Genomic DNA, 20,386 nt, shown 5'->3' on the forward strand with positions numbered 1-20,386 from the left:
TTTTATCGGATTGAACATCAAAGGCCCCGGGCATGCGTCCGGGGTCTTTGTTTATCTCATCCCGGTTCAGCGCCGGTTATCAGATTGCGGAACACGCCCGGCACAAAGGTCGATAACGGATTGACCGTGACTTCCGGGTCTTCAAGTGCGCCTTCGATGGTGTAGGTCGGGGCGAAAATACCGCCGCCTTCCTCGCCCACCAGCAAATCCCCCAGAAGCGGTATCGCACCAAGGGCGGAATTAAGCGCATAGATCGGAACGATTGACCCCGCCAGCCTGATTTCGGCCTTTGCCATGTCAATCGAGCCATTGCTGGTCACGCCAACCGCCGAGCCGTTGGCGGCAAATTTGCTGAGCGCGAGCACATCATTGGCATAGGTGAAATCGCCGTTCAGTTCGTCAAAGGCAATGCCGTTTCCGCCCAGCACATCGGCAAGACCGGTGAGCGATGCCGCGCCCAGAACACGGGCGGCAAGCGGTGCATTCACCGCCCGGAAAGCCGTGATATTGACCTTGCCCGTGAAGGGTTGCGACCATGTGCTATCATCAACCGTCCCCTCGATGGCAAGCGCGCCCCCCAGAAGATTCTCGTACAAATCCACCGCACGCAGGAACTTGCCGGCATCTTCGCTGGTCAGGCGGACATTTCGCGTTTTCGCATCCTTGCGTTCGACCTGGACAAAGACGTTTGACCGATCCCCCAATGTGCCGTTCAGAACCAGTCCGTCCCATTCGTCGCCAACGACGTGAATGGAACCTTCAAGATCGCCAAGCAATTCGGAATTGGCCATGATCACCTGATCGATCGACAGGAAGATATCGGTCTTCCCGCCAACGCGCGAGGCATTCTGGCCGATGCCACCACTATTGGGGCTTTCGACGGGGCCGGGATCACGCGGCGCATCGTCATCGGCGATCCATGGCTGCGCATCGGCCTGACGAGCGGCGATTTCAACCTCGCGGTTTTCGCCGGTCTGGTTAAGCAGGATCGATCCATCGCGCAGAACGGGACGGTCCCCCTTGATCAGAAATTCGGAGGCTTCGAGCCGGATATCCATCGCATCGAAATCCCCCGCCGGGCTGGCCGATTTTTGCACGCCGTCCTTTGGGCTGTCTTCGACGAAGGAACGCAGATCAAACTGATTACCCTTGAGATCGACCAGAAGCTTGCCCCCCTGATCAACCGTGATGGCCCCGGATACGGCAAGGTTTTCGCGGAACCGGGTATCATTCAGATTGATGGTGAACTTATCGGCAATCGGGCTGTCGCCGCGCCAGCGCCCCTTGGCCTTGGCGACCAGTTCAGGCGCCATCAGATCAAACGACCGGACTTCACCCGCCCCATTGGCCTTGACGGTCAGGTCAAACGCAAGGCTGGCATCCTGCCCCGGTGTTTTGTGATAATCGACCATATCAAGCTTAATGTCGGCGGCAGACAGGCTGGTTTGTGCCTTGATCACGACATCGCGGCTGCGCAGATGTTCGATGGTGACCTTGCCGGTGGCGACACCGCTTGCATAGGGATCAGCGGCAAAGCCGACCTGTTCCAACGCGGCAAGATCAAGGTCGCCTTCAAGGTCATAGTGGCTGATGACGGGCGTATCATCGGCAAAGCTTTCGATCCATTTGATGTTTGTTCGGCCCTTGCCAATCGCGGCCTCGCCCGACAGTTCGAGCCCCTTGGTATTGACCTGCAATTCAAAGGTGCCATCGGAAAGATCAAGTTCACGGAACGCATCGGTAATCGCGGCATTTTCGATGCGCGAGGCAGCGGCGACTTCGACATCATCGAAAGACAGGTCTTTGAGCAACGGGAAATGCAGCTTGACGCGGGTTGCCTGTTCGCCATCGACCTGTGCGGGATCGATGCCAAGCTTGGTTGCGAAACCAAGCGGTTCTTCATCGATCATTTCAAGCACATTGCGCGCGCCGCCGTGGGCGACAACCTCGATATCGGCCATTTCGGTGTCGGTATCAAGCTGCGAGAAGACAAGCGTTGCCTCGTCAACCACGATCCCGTCAGCTTCGCCTTCATTAACGAAAATGCTGAAACTCGACTGATCAAACTCCGCCCGTCCGCCTGCCCCCAGAACCGATGGCATATCGCCAAGGTAATGCACGGTAACACCGGTCATGTTCATTTCGCCGTCCAGATGATCGACAACGATGTTTCCGGTTTCGTCCTGATGCAGTCTGGTGCGCAGTTCGGCCTGATGAACGATCCCGTCTGTCAGGTTTTCAACCACCCAGGTGCGTGCATTATGGCCAATGGTTTCGGGCCACAATTGCGGCAGGTCATTGGTCCGCACATCGGTTGCCGTCGCCGTGATATCGATGGCCCACTGGCCCAGCGGGTTTAGCGCAACACCTTTGAGCACCACGGCGGTTTCCCCGGCTTCGATCCGGACGTCATCAAAGCTCAGCCGACCGGGTACGAAGCTCAGATCCGCCTTGCCACCGGTGACATGATAGGAAGCGGTCATGGGGGCGGGAAAATCAACCCGCCCGACCCCAAGATCAAGATCGGTGCCAAGTTCGATCACGCTGCCATCCGCGCCAAGTTTTGCGGTGACACGTCCGGTTACCGGCACCTCGATCCCGGCCAGATCGGCAAACATATCGGAAATGCTGGTCAGTTGTGATGGAACGACTTCGCCCAGATCGACCGCCATATCGATTTCTTCGATCCGGCTGTCATATTCGGCGGTGACATTCACATCGGTCGAGACCGTCCCGGCATTGACCTTCATCGTCGCATCCGCGTGGATACCCATGGGTTTGCGCGACAGTCGGATATCGGCAGACGGTGCAGACCAGACGATATCAAGCGCCTCGTCACGTACTTGAAGATCCGCGCCAGACACCCCGAACGATTCAAAATAGGCTGCTGCCGGGAAATCGGCGGCCTCGCCCGACAGGATCGCAACGATTTCGCGCATTGCACTGCTGCCGTCGCGGATGCCGCGCTGTGCATCGCTTAACGGTTGATCGGGTTCGGGCGATGCGTTTTCCGAGGCGGTTGGCATCGGCATGGTTACGACGGGTTGATCGGGATTGTTCTGGGCTGGTGCCGTACCTGCAACGTCATCTGCGCTATCGGTTTCTGCCGCAGGCACAGGTACCGTATCAGATTTCACCGCATCCGTGGTTTCGCGGCTTGCCTGTTCGTTCGCGGTATAGCCGATATCGATCTTGCCATCGGCACGGCGCACAAGGCGTAATTTGGGGCCGATCAGGTTGAGTTCGCGCAGCGCCAGAACGCCGTCAAACAATGCGCGGCTGGAAAACACCACGTCGGCCTCTGGAACATGCAGCATTTCATTGTCCGCACCGTCGCGGACCGAAACATCGCGCAATCGGATATCGAACCGTTCCTGCCATCCGCGCCAGAACAGGACCATATCGCCGACATCGAAACGGGTATCGCCGCTGCTTTCGTTCAGCTCGGCCACGACATACGGTACGAGACGATGCAGGGAAACCGGGCCTTGCGAGATGCGCCAGACCAGTACACCAAGGAAAACGCCGACAAACAGGACCACGGCAGCAAGAAGCAGCCCACACCAGCCGGTAAAGATTTTGATGCGACGCACCTGCCTAAAGATCCCGAATTTACGATGCCATGAATGACTTTTCAATCAATGCAATAACGCCGTCAAGCCAATGAAGTTTCGCGGATGGCGAAAAACCTAATAAATGTAAACTGATACTGTTTCCCTGTCGCCTTTTTGGTATCGTCGGAAACAAAGGAAACAATCTGTGTCATGTCCTGCCCCTGACCGGATGCCGGAAATAGCCAGCAAAGCACGACAAGCCAAGGGATAGCCCGGTTCGACGTCCAAGAGCAATAACAAGAGCAACACAAGGAAAGCAAAAAGTGTCTCTTTCCTGGATTACACCTGATCTGCCGAAACCCTTCGATGCGGATCGCTGCAATAACGGTTTCGAAAGATGGTCAGCACTTGCCGATCGTCCCGTCTTTGAACATCTGGCACAACAGATTGGCGACATTGCGGCCAACAGCCCGAAAAAAGATGTTCTGGCGGCAATGTTTGGCAATAGCCCGTACCTGACAAACCTGTGCCTGCGCGATCCCGATATCGTCTGTCTGACTTTTGATCAGGGACTTGACGTTGCCTTTGACGCCGCCCTTGATCCGGTGCGCAAAAGTGCCAATGCCAGCGCCCTGGATCAGGCAAACACCATGGCCGAAGTGCGCAAGGCGAAACGCCGGGCGGCTTTGGTTATTGCAATGGCCGATATCTGCAAGGCGTGGACGCTTGATAAAATCACGAGCGCGATTAGCACTACAGCCGAGGTCACGCTTGAGTTCGCCTTGGCGCATTGCCTTTCGGCAACGGCCAGACAGCGCAAATTCGACCTGCCCCATCCCGATGATCCGTTGCGCGATTGCGGGATATTTGCGATTGGCATGGGAAAGCTTGGCGCCAAAGAGCTTAACTATTCATCCGATATCGACCTGATCTTCCTTTATGATCACGAGGTCGTCACCTATATCGACCCGGATCGCTTGCAGCAGGATCTGGTGCGGATGGTGCGCGATGTCACGCGCATCATGGAAGAACGCACCGGTGATGGCTATGTTTTCCGCACCGATCTGCGCCTGCGCCCCGATCCGGCATCCACCCCGCCGATCCTGTCGATGCTGGCGGCTGAAACCTATTACGAGACGGTTGGTCAGAACTGGGAACGTGCAGCCATGATCAAGGCACGCATCGTTGCAGGAGACAAAAAATCAGGCGATATATTCCTTGAAATATTGCGCCCTTATGTCTGGCGCAAGCATCTTGATTTCCTTGCCATTCAGGACATTCATTCGATCAAACGCCAGATCAACGCCCACAAGGGCGGCAGCAAGGTCGTGATTCCGGGCCACAATATCAAGCTTGGCCGTGGCGGCATTCGCGAGATCGAATTTTTCGCCCAGACCCAGCAACTGATCTGGGGCGGGCGCGAGGTTGCGCTCCGCTGCAAGGCGACCTGTGATGCGCTGCGCGAATTGACCGAATTTGGCCAGATTACCGAACAGGTTCGCGACGAAATGCTTGTCGCCTATGAGTTTTTGCGCACCGTCGAACATCGTTTGCAAATGACAAACGACCAGCAGACGCAGACATTGCCCGACAATGACGAAGGACTGCACGGGCTTGCGACCTTCCTTGGCTATGCCACGCTTGATGGTTTCAAAGCCGATCTGTTGCATCATCTGCGCAAGGTCGAAAGCAATTATGCCGAACTTTTCGAAGATGATATTCCCCTGGTCGCATCCGACGGCAATCTTGTCTTTACCGGAACGGAAGACGACCCTGATACAATTGAAAATCTGCGCCATATGGGGTTCGAGAACCCGACCAATGTTTCGGTTACCGTGCGCGGATGGCATCACGGGCGTTATCGTGCCACCCGGTCAAGGCGGGCACGTGAAATCCTGACCGAGCTGATGCCGACCCTGTTGAAGGCATTGTCGCAAACCACCAACCCGGACATGGCGTTTCGCGCCTTTGATGAATTCCTCAAAGGGCTGCCTGCTGGCGTTCAGCTTTTCTCGTTGCTGACGGCAAATCCGGAACTGCTTGAGCTTCTGGCGCAGATTGCCGGTACGGCACCGCGCATGGCCAAATATCTGGGGCGCAATGCCGGGGTGCTTGATTATGTTCTGATGTCGGGCTTCCACGACGAACTGCCCGATGCCGATACGATGCTTGAGGAACTCAACAGCCTTCTTTCGCGCGAGGATATGGTCGAAGACTGGCTTGATACCGCACGGCGCTGGGCGAACGATCAGAAGTTCCGCATTGATGTGCAAACCATCCAGAACCGCCATACCCCGCATCAGGCAGGCCGGGCATTGGCCGATGTCGCCGATGTGGCCATTCGCGCGCTTTTCCCGCGCATTGCCGATGATTTTGCGCAAAAGCATGGCAAGTTTGACGATGGCGGGCTTGCGGTCTTTGCGCTTGGCAAACATGGCGGGCAGGAACTTTCGCCCGGTTCCGATCTTGATATGATCTTTGTCTATGAAGTGCCCGAGGATGCCGAAGAATCAAATGGCGAAAAGCCGCTTAGCCCCGGCCATTATTACATCCGGCTCAGCCAGCGTTACATCAACGCCCTTTCGGCACCGACGGCCGAGGGGGTCCTGTTTGAAACCGACCTTCGCCTGCGCCCCAGTGGCAACAAGGGACCACTTGCCACCCATTTCAAAAGTTTCGAGGCCTATCAGCTTAACGAGGCCTGGACGTGGGAGCATATGGCACTGACCCGGTTACGTCCGGTTTATGGCCCGCAGGCCCTGTGCGACAGGGTCATGGAAACCACCAATTCGGTGTTGCAGAAAAAGCGCAATCCCGATGATCTTCTGCGCGATGTTTATGACATGCGCAACCGCATGGATGCCGGCAAGGGGGATAGCCACCCCTGGGCGATCAAGATGCGGCGCGGCGGGTTGGTTGATCTGGAATTCATTGCGCAATATCTGCAACTGGCGCATGCCCATACCCATCCCGAAATCCTGTCGCCCACCACGCGCGAGGTTTTCAAAAACCTGTCATCCGCCGGGATACTGGAGGCAGAAGAAGCAACCTTCCTTGCCAATGCCGGATCATTCTGGCTGGCGTTGCAGGCAATGCTGCGCCTGACGACCGAAGGGCCGTTTGATCCCGCAAATGCCAGTACCGATTTGCGCCGTATGCTCGCACGCGCCGGGCAATGCGATGATTTCGATGCCCTTCAGGCCAAGCTTGACGAAACAGCAGGCCGGATCAAGGCGATCTATGATCGTCTGATTACCGAACCGGCCGAAAAACTTCCGCCCCGTTCAGAATGAGCAGAGTGATCCGGAACAATTTGCAATGCTTATAAGGTTTTGTATTTTCGCAAGCACGGTCTGGAGAAACTTCCTGACATGGCTTTCCGAAGCTGGTCAGGGACGTGCAACTTTGAACAAGGATAGAACAATGGCACTTGATGTTGGTGACAAAGCCCCTGATTTCGACCTGCCGACCGACGGCGGCGGTTCGGTCAAATTATCGGACCTTAAGGGCAAACCGGTTGTGATCTATTTCTATCCCAAGGATATGACGCCGGGCTGCACGACGGAATCGTGCGAATTCCGCGATGCCGAACCCGATTTCAGCGCGGTCAACGCCCAGATCATCGGTATTTCCAAGGACAGTGCCAACAGTCACGACAAGTTCAAGGCCAAACATGACCTGAACTTTATCCTCGCATCGGATGAAAACAGCACGACCTGCGAGGATTACGGTACCTGGACCGAAAAAAGCATGTATGGCAAAAAATTCATGGGAATCGAGCGCAGCACATTCGTCATTGATGGTGATGGCGTGATCCGGAATGTCTGGCGCAAGGTAAAGGTCAAGAACCACGTGGCAGAGGTTCTTGCCGCGGTCAAAGCACTGTAATTTACCGCCCCAGTCTTACGAATAGGGACCGGTCGGATGAGAATCCGGCCGGTTTTGCATTTTTATAACAATTAAAAACGGATATTTTTCAGGCACCTAATAAACCCTACCCTTATTCAATATGTTGCCTTGCCTTGTTTGTCGGGCTAAGAATCCGGATATGGGAGTATAAGGTGTATCGATTTTTACACTTCCTGGTGAATGGCGAACGACCGGGGAACCGGCAAGGCAGGGTAAAACAATGAACAAGAATGTTATCGATCTCGACGATCAGATGCTCGCCGATTTCCGTGATGAGGCGAACGACATCGTCAACAGCATCGGCGTGCATCTTCAGAATGCGCGCAGCAAGGCCGATCCGGCGATCCTGACATCGATCCAGCGCGAAATTTTCAATCTTCGATACAAGGGCAAGTCGGTTAACGCGCCGCTGGTCAATCTGACCAGCCACCGTCTTGCAGATTATGTCACGACATGCCGCGAACTGACCGAGGACGCGATTGCCGATATTCAGGCCTTTATCGACAAGATCGAGGGGCTGCTGGATGGTGACATGTCCGGTGGCGGTGCCGATTCAGCCGAATTCGTGCGCGAACTGCCGTCCAAACGTGCCCCTGACATTGATCCGAACTGGCTTAAAAAGACCAATGTCGAAGCCCTTCTGGTCATTCCGCAACGTTCCATGTCAGCCATTGTCGAACGCGAACTGGCGGCTTGCGGTTATCGCTGTTCGGTCACGCAAAGCTCGTTTGAGGCGATTGAACTTGCCGTGCGCACCCGCCCGGATTTCATCATCGTTGCCAAAACCATTGATGAGCTTGGCGGTGTTGACGTTGCCAGTGCGTTGCAGGCCATGCCGAAAACCCGCAGCATTCCGACCGCGGTTCTGACATCGGATGCCCCGAACCACCCGTCCCTTCAGGACCTGCCATGCCGAACCGCGATCATCCGCAAAGGCCCGGCCTTTGGCGAAGATCTGGCCGAAGCACTGGCGCGCTTCAACATTACCTGAGACATCATCGATATATCCGGGTTTGACAGGGCGACCGTGATTTTTCCGGTCGCCCTTTTTCGTACCATCACCATGCCGGGATTGACCCGTTATCCTGCACATGGCACAGAATGCCGGTAAACCTTCATTTTCCGGAAAAGCCTCATGTCCCGCCTGACCCTTGCCGAAGCAGCCAAACGCGCCCTTCTGACGGCGGATGCCACGGAAAAAGCCGATGTCACCGCCGAAATGGCGGCGATGTGGCGCAATGGCGAGATTACCGAGGTGGGTTCAACCGATCTTCCAGATCGCCCCGGACGCCCGGCAAAACCGGAACTGCTGCCGCCCAACAAAATGCCCAAACGCAAAAAAGGCAGCGTTCAGGGCCGCATCGGGCTTCTGCATGCACTGGCCCATATCGAACTTAATGCCATCGATCTGGCGTGGGATCTTTGCGTGCGGTTTCCCGAAGCCGACATGCCCAAGCATTTTCACGATGCCTGGGTTCAGGTTGCAGACGACGAAGCCCGTCATTTCAAGATGATCAACAAACGTCTGGGTGAAATGGATGCGGCCTATGGCGATTTGCCTGCCCATGATGGCCTGTGGCAAACATCGATGGACACGGCCTATGACATTCTGCCGCGTCTGGCGGTCGTGCCGATGGTGTTCGAGGCACGCGGCCTTGATGCCACCCCACCAACCATCGAACGGTTGCTGTCGCATGGGGATACCGAAAGTGCGCGCATCCTTAAAATCATCGCCCATGATGAAATCGCCCATGTCGCGGCGGGGCGTAAATATTATGAATATGTCTGCGATCAGCGCGGCCTGCCCTATTACACGACATGGCATGACATGCTGCGCAAACATTTTCGCGGCCCGCTTAAACCGCCCTTTAACGACGAAGCCCGATACGAAGCCGGAATGCCACCCGATTATTATCAGGACTATGTTCTGGAACTGCCGGGCGAGGATGAATAGGGGCAGGGCCGATGCGGTTTTTATCCCGTTCCTTGATACATCGCAAAGTTTAGAACCATATTATCCTATACCCTTCCTGCGCGCTTAATGCATGCCCGCTACCGGTGGGCATAAAATCATTCCGCAAGGAGGATATGAGCATGCCTGCTACCATGAAGGCCGCCGTTGTGCGGGAATTCGGCAAGCCATTGTCGATTGAGGAAGTCACCGTCCCCAAAGTCACGCCCGGCAAAATTCTTGTAAAGATCACGGCATCCGGCGTTTGCCATACCGATCTTCACGCTGCCGAAGGCGACTGGCCGGTCAAGCCGAACCCGCCCTTTATCCCCGGCCATGAAGGTGTGGGCATCGTTGCCGAAGTTGGCGAAGGCGTCACATCGGTCAAGGAAGGCGACCGGGTTGGTGTGCCGTGGCTGCATTCGGCCTGCGGGCATTGCCATCATTGCATTACCGGCTGGGAAACACTTTGCGGCGAACAGCTTAATACCGGTTATTCGGTCAATGGCGGGTTTGCCGAATATGTTCTTGCCGATCCGAACTATGTCGGCCACCTGCCCGACCCGCTTGAATTTGGCAATGCCGCACCGGTGCTTTGCGCCGGGGTCACGGTTTACAAGGGGCTTAAGGAAACCGAATGCAAACCGGGTGAAACCGTTGTCATTTCTGGTGTCGGCGGGCTTGGTCACATGGCCGTGCAATATGCCAAGGCCATGGGCATGAAGGTGATCGCGGTTGATATCAGCCCGGAAAAACTGAAACTTGCCAAGGACCTTGGCGCTGATTGGGTTCTGAATGCCAAGGAAACCGATGTGGTTGCCGAAGTGCAAAAACAGATGGGCGGGGCGAACGGGGTTCTGGTAACTGCCGTTTCCAAATCCGCCTTTGCGCAGGGTGTTGGCATGCTGGGCCGTCATGGCACCATGGCATTGTGCGGCCTGCCGCCCGGCAAGTTCGAGCTTGATATCTTTGATACCGTCCTGTCGCGCAAAACCATTCGCGGCTCCATCGTCGGTACACGTGCCGACCTTCAGGAAGCATTGGAATTTGCCGGCGATGGCAAGGTGCATTCGCACTTCACCACCGAACCGATGGAAAACATCAATTCGATCTTTGATCGCATGCGGGCCGGAACCATTGATGGCCGTATCGTGATGTCGATCTGATCAACCCGATTTATCGCTGAAATAGCCAAAGGGCCGCCCTGAAAAGACGGCCCTTTGGCATTTGACCACATTTATTTCAAATCCTGCCCGCTTAGCGGATCTTCGCTGTAATAACGCACCGGCACCGCATCGCCAACGATGTTGCCCACCCGCCTAATCCAAGCGGTAAGCCCATCGTAAAGCACCATATCCAGATCGGCTTCATGCGCCAGATGCGTGTAGGCATAAACGGCGATATCCGCGACGGAATAGCGCGAATTTGCGAGGAAATCCTGATGACTTAAGTGACGGTCAAGCATCGCCAGCACATTTTTGGCGCTAGCACGTCGGTTTGGTAGCTGTGCATGATTGGCGTCATTTTTTCCCGTCAAATTCCAGTATCGCAAGCTTGCGATAGTTGCCTGAACATAGTCAGCTTCGAAAAACAGCCACTGGCAGACCTTGGCGCGCTCAAAGGCGTCCGAGGGCAAATAATCCGTTCCATCCGCCAGATAAAGAAGGATGGCATTGGATTCAGCAATAAAGCGCCCATCATCAAGTTCAAGCACCGGCACCGCCCCCGCCGGGTTCATTTTATAGAACCCATCGGTATGGCTTTCACCGGCAAAAATCGAAACCCATTGTGTTTGGTATTCACGGCCCAGATGGGCGCAAAGCTGTCGTATCTTCCACGCGTTTTGTGATCCGGCATAATCATAAAGCTTCATCAGATGAGACCTTTCAGGCAAAGAAATAGCGTTCCGGCACATGATCCGCCGGTCGTTACTCAGGAAAATTCAGGATTATCGGGGATCAGGCGGCTTTTCGGGCCATCCTCGCCTCGTGATCGAGCAGCCAGCGTTTGCGATCAAGCCCACCGGCATAGCCGGTCAAAGTCCCGTCCGATCCGATGACCCGGTGGCAGGGCACAATGATCGAAACCGGGTTAAGTGCATTGGCACGTGCCACCGCGCGAACCGCTTTGGGGTTGCCAAGGATATCGGCCTGCCCGGCATAGGATCGGCTTTCGCCGCTGGGTATGGCGATCAGGGCATCCCAAGCCGATTTCTGAAAATCGGTGCCGATCATCCGCACATCATCCATCGGCAAGGGCATGAGACGACCGGCAAAATAACTGTCCAGCCAATCGGTGACGGATTTTGGGGCAACACCGCCTTCGTGCCAGTCGACATTTTTAAAGCGTCGGGTCTGGATGGTGTGCAGGCGGGTATCGTTGTTTTCGAAATCCAGATGCACCAGTTCGCCATCCACCATCGCAAGGCTGAGTTTGCCAATCGGGCAGTCATAGCGGGCAATGTCGATGCGGGTTGTCATGGTCATTTCCCTTTCCTTGGAGGCTGGGGCTTTGGCTTTGGCGCATGTTCCTGTTCAAGTGCCGACCACAGATATTGCGCGGCATAGGCACGCCACGGACGCCAGCGTTCGGCATGCTGTTCCAATGGTTTGGGCTTTGCTGGTCCCCCACCGATTTCAGATGCCTTCAGGATGCCAAGATCAGCCGCCGGGAAGGCATCCGGATCGCCAAGCCCGCGCAGGCCGAAATAATTCAACGTCCACGGGCCGATCCCCTTGGTCGCGGTCATTGCCGCCAGGATGTCATCGCCCGATTGTCGGTCACATTGCGGATCGGCAAACAGATCGATGATATCGGCAAGTGTCTGGGCGCGGCGGGTCGTAAGCCCGATTGATATCAATTCCTGTTCCTGCATGGTTGCGGGTTTCGGAAACAGATGGGTGATGCCGGTTCCGGCAATCAGGTTTTCAGGCAAAACCTCGCCAAAGCGGGCCACCAGTCGCCCGGCCAAGGTACGGGCGGCGGCAACCGAAACCTGTTGACCCAGTACCGCCCGGATCGCCAGTTCGAACCGGTCCCAGCATCCGGGCACACGCAAGCCCGGGCGTTTATCGACCAGCGGGCGCAGCAATTCATCATCGGCAAACAGCGCCGTGATTGAGGGCACATCGGCATCCAGATCAAACAACCGCCGCACCCGGCCCCCGATTTCAAGCACGGCGTCACGCGCCGGACCGCGCAGGATGACGTCCACCCCGCCCTGATCGCTCGCAAACCGGCAAATCATCAGACCGACGGCATCATGGATGCGAAAGCCGCGGGCATAGGTGCGGTCGCCCACCGCCTCCAGCCCCGGAATGGCGCGTGCCCGGAAGAATGTCAGAAGGTAGTCGGCATCAAAGGGTTGGCGGGCGCGCAGGCGCAGGATCAGATCGTCGCTTTTGGGCGCGAAGGGATCATTATCGTTTTTATCTGACACGGGTTCGGCCTTTATGCCGCGCCGGAACGCGGTTGGTGCGTGGCCATAGGCGGTTTTCATGGCGTCATTGAACCGGCGCAAACTGCCGAACCCGGCAATATCGGCGATTTCCGTCATCGACAGGTTGCTGTCGACAATCAGTTGCCGGGCACGCAGCAGACGCCTTGCCTTGGCATGATCCTGCGGGGTGACGCCGGTATGTTCCTTGAAAATACGGCGCAGATGACGATCTCCGACGCCAAGCCGGTCGGCAAGCTGTTCGACCGATCCGGTTTCAAGGGCGCCTTCTTCGATCAGCCTTACCGCACGGGCAACGGTGGCGTGAACCCCGGCACTGGCCGGTGATCCGGGGGCGGCTTCGGGGCGGCAGCGCAGGCACGGGCGGAACCCGTGGGCAATTGCCGCCTCGGCACTGGGATAAAATTGCACATTCACGCGCTTTGGCGTGACGGCCGGGCATATCGGACGGCAGAAAATCCCGGTGGTCAGAACGGCGGTGTAAAACCGACCGTCAAACCGGCGATCCCGGGCCTTTAATGCGTGATAGCAGATATCGTCATTGAGCTGTTCCATACCCGGCAGTGTAGCAGAACACAGCAATAAAACTCGCCAGATTCGGACTCAAACGTGAAACCGCCGGAACCCACCGGCAGTCTTAGTTCAACGGAATATCGTTTGCGCCCTTGCCTTCCTGATACTGATCAGAAAGCGCGTCATATTGCGCGGCAATCGATTTTGCCTTTTCACACCACGCTGCACGGTCGGCTTCGGGTAGGTCGGCAATCATGCCCATCATGGAATGACTTTGCCAGAATGCGTTGGATTTGTTGTATTCCCCGGCATCAAGGGTGAAGACTTCCTTGAGGATTTTAAGGTCATGGGGAATTTCAAACGCATCGCGGGAATCCTCATAGCTGAAGAAATAATAGAAATTATCAAACCCGGCCCAGGTGATCGCCGACAGGCACATCGAACAGGGTTCGTGCGTTGACAGGAAAATAAGATCCGACGTTGCAGGGCGCGCATCAGCAGGCATTTCGTAAAACCGTTTCAGGCAATGCACTTCACCATGCCAAAGCGGGTTTTCCGTCTCATTATTGGTTTCGGCCAGCACCAGCGAATGATCGGATTTGCGCAACAGGGCCGCCCCGAAAATCTTGTTACCGGCGGCGACACCCTTGCGGGTTTTGGGCAGGATGTCGTTTTCAAGTGTGGCAAACAGGGTGGCAAGAAGGGCGGTTCTGTCGTCGCGTGGCATAAGGGCGGTTCCCGATGAAATGTTTGATGCTTTTTGATGGCTTCCATTTCATCGTCAATGAACCGCCCTGCCAACAGAATTTATTGCAGGTTTTGTGACCGGACGGGAGAAACACTATGTGCGGCATATTGATAGCGGCAGGAACCGGATGGTTTCCTAACCACGCAGGATGCCATCATTGATGTCTTCGTAACGCTGATCGGCGGGAACAGGGCGATAGAAATCCGGGTCCAGCAAGGTCGTAACCGCGATAAGCGTCGGCGATTTTCGATCCCGAACCTTGGTGATCAGGGCATGATCAACCGGTCTCATTTCGCGGATTTTGATGACCTCGAAAATGGGACCATTCGGGGTGGCAAGTTTGAACTGGTCGCCAACAGCGACCTGGCCATGGGACTGACGCGGCATTTTTGGACTTCACCTGACTGATAGACGTTTACTCAAGATGCAAAACCCGCCGAGGCCCTATTTTTCAAAGACTTGGCCCTTTCGTTTTTCAACGGATTTTGCTTATCGGCAACACACTGCCACACATATCAGGCGAGACTATGACAGAAGCGGGATTTTTACGGGCAATCGACGGCCCTTTTGCATAAAAACACCCCGCCAGTTTTCCTGTGCGGGGTGTTTTGTTTGGTAATCCGGTTCGGATCAATCGATGTCTTCGACTTCACCGGCAGAGCCGGTGACCTTGGCGGCCAGGGCGGCGGCCATGAAGGCATCAAGATCGCCGTTCAGAACGCCCTGGGTGTCGGATGTTTCGACACCGGTGCGCAGGTCCTTGATCATCTGATAGGGCTGCAACACGTAGGAGCGGATCTGATGGCCCCAGCCGATATCGGATTTGGTATCCTCAAGCGCCTGGGCTTCGGCTTCGCGTTTCTGAAGTTCGGCCTCGTACAGGCGGGCTTTGAGCATCTTCATCGCGGTATCGCGGTTTTTGTGCTGTGAACGGTCGTTCTGGCACTGGGCGACGATACCGGTCGGAATATGCGTGATACGCACGGCCGAGTCCGTTCTGTTAACGTGCTGACCACCGGCACCCGATGCGCGGTAGGTATCAATACGAAGGTCCTTGTCGAGCACCTCGATATTGATGTCGTCATCAATCACCGGATAGACCCAACAGGACGAGAAGCTGGTATGGCGGCGCGCGGCACTGTCATAGGGCGAAATACGCACCAGACGATGCACCCCGACCTCGTTTTTCAGCCAACCATAGGCATTGTGACCGGTGACTTTATAGGTCACCGATTTGATGCCGGCTTCCTCGCCATCGCTTTCTTCTAGCATTTCAAGCTTGTAGCCCTTGGACTCCGCCCAGCGCACATACATGCGCGCCAGCATGCTGGCCCAGTCCTGGGCCTCGGTCCCGCCGGCACCGGCATGGATTTCGAGATAGGCGTCATTGGCATCCGCCTCGCCCGACAGCAGGCTTTCAAGTTCACGCTTGGCCGCGATTTCGCGAATATCGCGCAGGCCCTGTTCGGCCTCGGCAACGGTATCGGCGTCACCTTCGGCTTCGCCAAGTTCGATCAGACCGATATTGTCTTCGAGTTCCTGGGCAAGGGCCTTGTAACCATTGATGGCGTCGTCAAGCCGGGTGCGTTCCTGCATGACTTTCTGCGCGTTTTCCGGCTTGTCCCACAATGTGGGATCTTCGGCCAGCGCGTTCAGTTCGTCGAGGCGTCTAAGAGCATTATCCCAGTCAAAGATGCCTCCTCAGCAGTGCCATCGACTGCTTGATTTCATCGACCAATGCCTGTGCTTCGGCGCGCATTGATGTCTCCGTTATTCATATGAAATTCTGTAAGGCCGCGAAGGATCGCAGCAACTTCGGCGGCGCTTATAGCAGTTTTTGCCCCGATTGAAACCCCCGCGGGGACGCACGGCAGGCATGGAAAAACCCGGCACATCAAATGCGCCGGGTTTAAAGGGGGTATTGCGTGGGTCAGCTGTAAACCGGATCAAGCGTCACGGTATAGAGTTCTTCGTCGGCCACATCACGAAGCGACACGCGGAACTGTTCGTTTTCGGCGTCGATATCAACAAGGCCAAAGAATTGCAGGCCAAAGGACGGCGGCAGATTAACGCCCTGTTCCTCAGTTGGATGTTTGGTAAACATCACCTGCGGACCGAATGTATTATCCATGTCATTGGGGCCAAACGTTCCGGCATGCAGCGGGCCGGAAACGAACTCCCAGAACGGATCGAAATCCTGGAACCGGGCCTTGTTCGGGTCATAGTAGTGGGCGGCGGTATAATGCACATCCGCTGTCAGCCAGACGGTATTGAGAATGCGGGCCGATTTGATGAAACGCAGCAATTCAACAATTTCAAGTTCGCGCCCGGCCGGTGCACCATCACCATTGGCCAGATTTTCAAAGGTGCTTTTGTTTTTCCAGTCATCATAGACAATCATGCCAATTGGCATATCCGCGGCAATAACTTTCCAGGTTGCCTTGGAATTCAGTAGACTGCGTTTAAGCCATTCGATCTGCTCCCGGCCAAGGAAGGTGGTCTTGTCATTGGGTTCCGGGCTGTTATTGGCATCGTTCGCAGCGCGGTAGGTGCGCATATCAAGGAAGAATATCTCAAGCGACGGACCATAGGACACCTTGCGATATACCCGCCCCGGTTCGGACGCATGTTCGGTGATTGGCAGCATTTCACGAAATGCCCGGTTGGCACGTGCGGCCAATAGGGATACCGATTTTTCGCTGTAACGATCATCCCCGGTCAGCATTTCACCGGGATACCAGTTGTTGGTCACTTCGTGGTCGTCCCACTGGTAATAGACCGGGATCAGGCGGTTGAATTCGCGGACATTCTTATCAAGCATGTTGTATTTGTAATTGCCGCGAAACTCGGCAAGGGTTTCGGCGACCTTGCCGGTATCCTCGGTCGTGATGTTTTTCCAGATATCGCCATCGGGCATTTTTGCCTGTTCGGCAAACGGACCATCGGCATAGATGGTATCGCCGGAATGGATGAAGAAATCCGGGTTGTGTTTGGTGATCGTGGCATAGGTTTTCATGCCGCCGCGATCCTCATCAATGCCCCAGCCCTGCCCGGCCGTATCACCCGACCAGCCGAACCGGATATTGCGTTTTGCCGCCGGTGCGGTGCGGAAATGACCGATCACCGATTCGGACGATGCCCGTCCATCATCAAGATTTTCGAAATGGATTTTATAAAACACGTCCTGCCCGGCCGGCAGATCATTCAGGGCAAGCTTGCCGGCAAAATCACGTTCCGGCAGAACATCGACATGCGGAATTCTGACGGATCGTGAAAAGTTTTCCGTTGTGGCAATTTCGGTAATCATCCGTGACGCACGATCCGCACGGCCCCAGATACAGGCGGAATTGGCGGTGACGTCACCACTTTGCACCCCATGGGTGATCATTGGACGATCCGCCGCACGCGAAATGGACGGCATGAAAAATCCACCCATCGCCGATGCCGCACCGGCCGTGGCGGTTACAGAGGCGGTTGTGGTCAGGAATTTTCGGCGGGAAAGACGAAAAGACATTGAAAGAACCCCTTCAAAATTTGAAGTAACACCTTGAAGAGTATGACAAATTCAAATGACAGGACCGTTGCGGCCTCTTGATGGTTTTATCAACATTTGATGACACTGGCGCGCGCAATACGACGTTTGCAGCCCCGCCCCGTTTTCAAATGAAAAAGACCGGATGCGATTGCATCCGGCCCCTTAAACATTCCCGCAAAAGCGCGGCAAAGATCAGTAAATGCCACCCGGGCTTGAAACGCCGCCGGTATTGCCTTCGGCACCGACGCCGCTGTAACCGGCATCGCCACCATCGATCACATTGTCATTCGATGACGGAATGGTGCCGGGTTTGAAAGCTTCCCAGATCACGTTCTGATCCCCCGGGCGGGCCGGAAGGCCGGAACGGGCTTCAACGCGGACCATGCGAATGCCCGGCGGTGTACGGAATGGCACGGCCTTTGTGCCCTTTAAGGCATCGCCCATGAACTGCTTGAAGATCGGGGCGGCGGCACTGGCCCCCTGCTCCTGATCGCCAAGCGAGCGGTTATCGTCAAAGCCGACATAAACACCAACCGCAAGGTCGGGCGAGAAGCCGACAAACCATGCATCGCGGCTATCGTTCGTGGTACCGGTTTTACCCGCCAGCGGATAACCGAGTTCGCGAATGCGACGACCGGTTCCGCGTTCAACCACACCTTCAAGCATCGATACCATCTGGAACGCGCTTGCCGGGTCGGTAAGCTGTTCACGGGTATCGGGCAGTTCAGGGGGCATCTGATTGCGGAAATCGACATCCTGACATTCCGCACACTGGCGTTCGTCACGACGATAGATCACTTCACCGCGACGGTTCTGAATGCGGTCAATCAGGGTCGGGGTGATTTTCTTGCCGCCATTGACAAATTCCGCATAGGCCGCCGTCATGCGCATGACGGTGGTTTCCGCCGCACCAAGCGCCATCGAAAGAACCTGTGGCATATCATCGACAACACCGAAACGTTGCGCGTAATCGGCAACCTTGTCCATGCCGATGGTCTGGGCCAGACGTACCGTCATCAGGTTACGCGACAGTTCGATACCAAGACGCATGGTAGAAGGACCATAGAACTTGCCGCTATAGTTGCCCGGCTTCCATTTACCAAGCCCGGGCCCCTGATCAATCACGAATGGCGCATCCAGCACCAGGGTCGACGGGGTAAAGCCCTGATCAAGGGCGGCCAGGTAAACAAACGGTTTGAAGGCAGAACCGGGCTGACGACGGGCCTGGGTCGCGCGGTTGAATTTCGACATGTCATGCGAAAAACCGCCCGACATTGCCAAAACACGCCCGGTATGCGGGTCCATCGCGACAAGCGCCCCATTGACCGCAGGAATCTGGCGCAGGCCATAGGTATTGGGCGGCAGTTCTTCGCCATCAAGTTCCGCAAAATGCCTCACATAGATCACATCACCCGGCGACAGAACATCTGATGGGCTGTTGACCGCAGCACCAAGCTTCTGGCCTTCTTTCCACGGACGCGCCCATGTCAGGAAGCGAAGCGGAATGCGGCCCTGCTTGCCCGACAGAAGGCCAAGGGTTGCTTCTTCGGCACTGACACGCAGAACAACGGCCTTGTCCCATGGCAAATCATTGGGTGTTTCGACTTCGCGCAGTTTCTGCTGCCAGTCATCGGCCAGATCGATATTGGTGATCGGACCGCGCCAGCCATGACGACGGTCATATTCCACAAGCCCTTCGACCAGCGCCTGATCGGCAATGGTCTGCAGGCGCGGATCAACCGTCGAGCGGACCGACAGTCCGCCATCATAAAGCATATTTTCGCCGTAACGGTCGACCAGCTGGCGGCGGACTTCCTCGGCGAAGAAATCAGCACGATAGGTATCGACCGACTGGCGTTCCTTGGCAATCAGCGGGCTTGCCCACGCGTTCTGGGCTTCGGCCTCGGTGATGAATTTTTCTTCGAGCATCCGGCCAATCACCCAATTACGACGCGCCTTGGCTTCGTCATGATTGCGGACCGGATGATAATTCGACGGTGCCTTTGGCAGGGCGGCAAGATAGGCCGCTTCCTCGATATTGATTTCATCAAGAGATTTATCGAAATACCGCAACGCCGCCGCCGCAACGCCATAGCTGCCATTGCCGAGATAAATTTCGTTCAGATACAGTTCAAGGATATGTTCCTTGGAAAAGGCACGCTCGATCCGGAAGGAAAGGATTGCTTCCTTGACCTTGCGTTCATAGGAAACTTCGCTGGTCAGAAGGAAGTTTTTGGCAACCTGCTGGGTGATGGTCGATGCACCGACCGGACGCTTACCCGTGCCCATATTGACAACGTTGGTCACGGCTGCGCGCAGCACGGATGCGAAATCGATGCCCGGATGGCTGAAAAAGTTTTTATCCTCGGCCGCGACAAACGCGTCGACAACAACATGCGGGATCGAGGTGATCGGCACGAAAACGCGTTTTTCACGCGCATATTCGGCGATCAATGCCCCGTCACTGGCATGGACGCGTGTCATGACTTCGGGTTCGTAGTTTTCAAGCTGGGTGTAATCGGGCAAGTCCTGACCGAAATGCCAGAAGATCGCCAGAACGCCGATCCCGCCAGCAATTGCCATCAGGAAAAGCACACCGAAAATACTTAGTAAAATACGCATAAACAGGTCTTTATCATTTTGCTGTTTTGGCCTGATCCGGTTTGGCGCGCACCAAAGCGCACATTTCGGAGAATTGCAATCAGCCTTATCATAGCGG

Annotated in this window: 14 protein-coding genes; 5 read left to right on the forward strand and 9 right to left on the reverse strand. The window is 55.8% G+C overall.

Annotation, left to right across the window (positions count from 1 at the left end; genetic code table 11):
• Positions 1–56: 56 nt before the first annotated feature.
• Positions 57–3,593, reverse strand: coding sequence for a YhdP family protein (locus TH3_RS12020; RefSeq protein WP_007090265.1), 3,537 nt, complete (start codon positions 3,591–3,593; stop codon positions 57–59).
• A gap of 284 nt (positions 3,594–3,877) precedes the next feature.
• Here TH3_RS12020 and TH3_RS12025 point away from each other — a divergent pair, with 284 nt between their 5' ends.
• The 5 genes from TH3_RS12025 (at position 3,878) to adhP (ending at position 10,580) form a co-directional block, all read left to right on the forward strand.
• On the forward strand, positions 3,878–6,847 hold the full coding sequence (locus TH3_RS12025) for a bifunctional [glutamine synthetase] adenylyltransferase/[glutamine synthetase]-adenylyl-L-tyrosine phosphorylase (RefSeq protein ID WP_007090266.1): 2,970 nt from the start codon (positions 3,878–3,880) through the stop codon (positions 6,845–6,847).
• A gap of 130 nt (positions 6,848–6,977) precedes the next feature.
• On the forward strand, positions 6,978–7,442 hold the full coding sequence (bcp, locus tag TH3_RS12030) for a thioredoxin-dependent thiol peroxidase (protein WP_007090267.1): 465 nt from the start codon (positions 6,978–6,980) through the stop codon (positions 7,440–7,442).
• Between the two features lie 241 nt (positions 7,443–7,683).
• Positions 7,684–8,454 carry a response regulator gene (locus TH3_RS12035; RefSeq protein WP_007090268.1) on the forward strand — a complete coding sequence of 257 codons (771 nt, stop codon included), beginning with the start codon at positions 7,684–7,686 and terminating at the stop codon, positions 8,452–8,454.
• A 144-nt stretch (positions 8,455–8,598) separates the two neighbouring features.
• Positions 8,599–9,417: a ferritin-like domain-containing protein gene (locus TH3_RS12040; protein ID WP_007090269.1), complete on the forward strand. Its 819-nt coding sequence runs from the start codon at positions 8,599–8,601 to the stop codon at positions 9,415–9,417.
• Between the two features lie 140 nt (positions 9,418–9,557).
• On the forward strand, positions 9,558–10,580 hold the full coding sequence (gene adhP / locus TH3_RS12045; RefSeq protein ID WP_007090270.1) for an alcohol dehydrogenase AdhP: 1,023 nt from the start codon (positions 9,558–9,560) through the stop codon (positions 10,578–10,580).
• A 71-nt stretch (positions 10,581–10,651) separates the two neighbouring features.
• Here adhP and TH3_RS12050 read toward each other — a convergent pair whose 3' ends face one another.
• The 8 genes from TH3_RS12050 to TH3_RS12085 form a co-directional block, all read right to left on the reverse strand.
• Positions 10,652–11,287 (reverse strand): glutathione S-transferase family protein, encoded by a 636-nt coding sequence (locus TH3_RS12050; RefSeq protein WP_007090271.1) that lies wholly within the window; start codon positions 11,285–11,287, stop codon positions 10,652–10,654.
• Positions 11,288–11,372: 85 nt separating this feature from the next.
• A complete protein-coding gene (locus TH3_RS12055; protein ID WP_007090272.1) occupies positions 11,373–11,900 on the reverse strand; it encodes a methylated-DNA--[protein]-cysteine S-methyltransferase in 528 nt (175 codons plus the stop codon).
• Positions 11,897–13,453 carry a DNA-3-methyladenine glycosylase 2 family protein gene (locus TH3_RS12060; protein WP_233421758.1) on the reverse strand — a complete coding sequence of 519 codons (1,557 nt, stop codon included), beginning with the start codon at positions 13,451–13,453 and terminating at the stop codon, positions 11,897–11,899. Before TH3_RS12060 ends, TH3_RS12055 begins: the two co-directional genes overlap by 4 nt.
• Before the next feature lie 55 nt (positions 13,454–13,508).
• Complete coding sequence (locus TH3_RS12065; protein ID WP_007090274.1) at positions 13,509–14,111, reverse strand: nucleoside deaminase; 603 nt, start codon at positions 14,109–14,111, stop codon at positions 13,509–13,511.
• Positions 14,112–14,267: 156 nt separating this feature from the next.
• Positions 14,268–14,519: a hypothetical protein gene (locus tag TH3_RS12070; protein ID WP_007090275.1), complete on the reverse strand. Its 252-nt coding sequence runs from the start codon at positions 14,517–14,519 to the stop codon at positions 14,268–14,270.
• A 243-nt stretch (positions 14,520–14,762) separates the two neighbouring features.
• Positions 14,763–15,891 (reverse strand): peptide chain release factor 2 gene (gene prfB / locus TH3_RS12075; protein WP_139328243.1). Its coding sequence is split into 2 segments (ribosomal slippage): positions 14,763–15,821 and positions 15,823–15,891, totalling 1,128 coding nucleotides; the frame shifts between segments, so codons are not numbered across the junction.
• A gap of 171 nt (positions 15,892–16,062) precedes the next feature.
• Positions 16,063–17,646, reverse strand: coding sequence for an alkaline phosphatase D family protein (locus tag TH3_RS12080; RefSeq protein ID WP_007090277.1), 1,584 nt, complete (start codon positions 17,644–17,646; stop codon positions 16,063–16,065).
• A 213-nt stretch (positions 17,647–17,859) separates the two neighbouring features.
• Positions 17,860–20,289, reverse strand: a complete 2,430-nt coding sequence (locus tag TH3_RS12085; RefSeq protein WP_040059878.1) for a penicillin-binding protein 1A — start codon at positions 20,287–20,289, stop codon at positions 17,860–17,862.
• Positions 20,290–20,386: the final 97 nt, after the last annotated feature.

The sequence above is a fragment of the Thalassospira xiamenensis M-5 = DSM 17429 genome (genome assembly GCF_000300235.2).
Classification (GTDB): domain Bacteria; phylum Pseudomonadota; class Alphaproteobacteria; order Rhodospirillales; family Thalassospiraceae; genus Thalassospira; species Thalassospira xiamenensis.

Excerpts from the sequence above, each read along its gene's own strand:
- bcp (WP_007090267.1), top strand. The coding sequence starts at position 6,978 with ATGGCACTTGATGTTGGTGACAAAGCCCCTGATTTCGACCTGCCGACC.
- TH3_RS12035 (WP_007090268.1), top strand. The coding sequence starts at position 7,684 with ATGAACAAGAATGTTATCGATCTCGACGATCAGATGCTCGCCGATTTC.
- TH3_RS12040 (WP_007090269.1), top strand. The coding sequence starts at position 8,599 with ATGTCCCGCCTGACCCTTGCCGAAGCAGCCAAACGCGCCCTTCTGACG.
- adhP (WP_007090270.1), top strand. The coding sequence starts at position 9,558 with ATGCCTGCTACCATGAAGGCCGCCGTTGTGCGGGAATTCGGCAAGCCA.
- TH3_RS12050 (WP_007090271.1), bottom strand. The coding sequence starts at position 11,287 with ATGAAGCTTTATGATTATGCCGGATCACAAAACGCGTGGAAGATACGA.
- TH3_RS12055 (WP_007090272.1), bottom strand. The coding sequence starts at position 11,900 with ATGACCATGACAACCCGCATCGACATTGCCCGCTATGACTGCCCGATT.
- TH3_RS12065 (WP_007090274.1), bottom strand. The coding sequence starts at position 14,111 with ATGCCACGCGACGACAGAACCGCCCTTCTTGCCACCCTGTTTGCCACA.
- TH3_RS12070 (WP_007090275.1), bottom strand. The coding sequence starts at position 14,519 with ATGCCGCGTCAGTCCCATGGCCAGGTCGCTGTTGGCGACCAGTTCAAA.
- TH3_RS12080 (WP_007090277.1), bottom strand. The coding sequence starts at position 17,646 with ATGTCTTTTCGTCTTTCCCGCCGAAAATTCCTGACCACAACCGCCTCT.
- TH3_RS12085 (WP_040059878.1), bottom strand. The coding sequence starts at position 20,289 with ATGCGTATTTTACTAAGTATTTTCGGTGTGCTTTTCCTGATGGCAATT.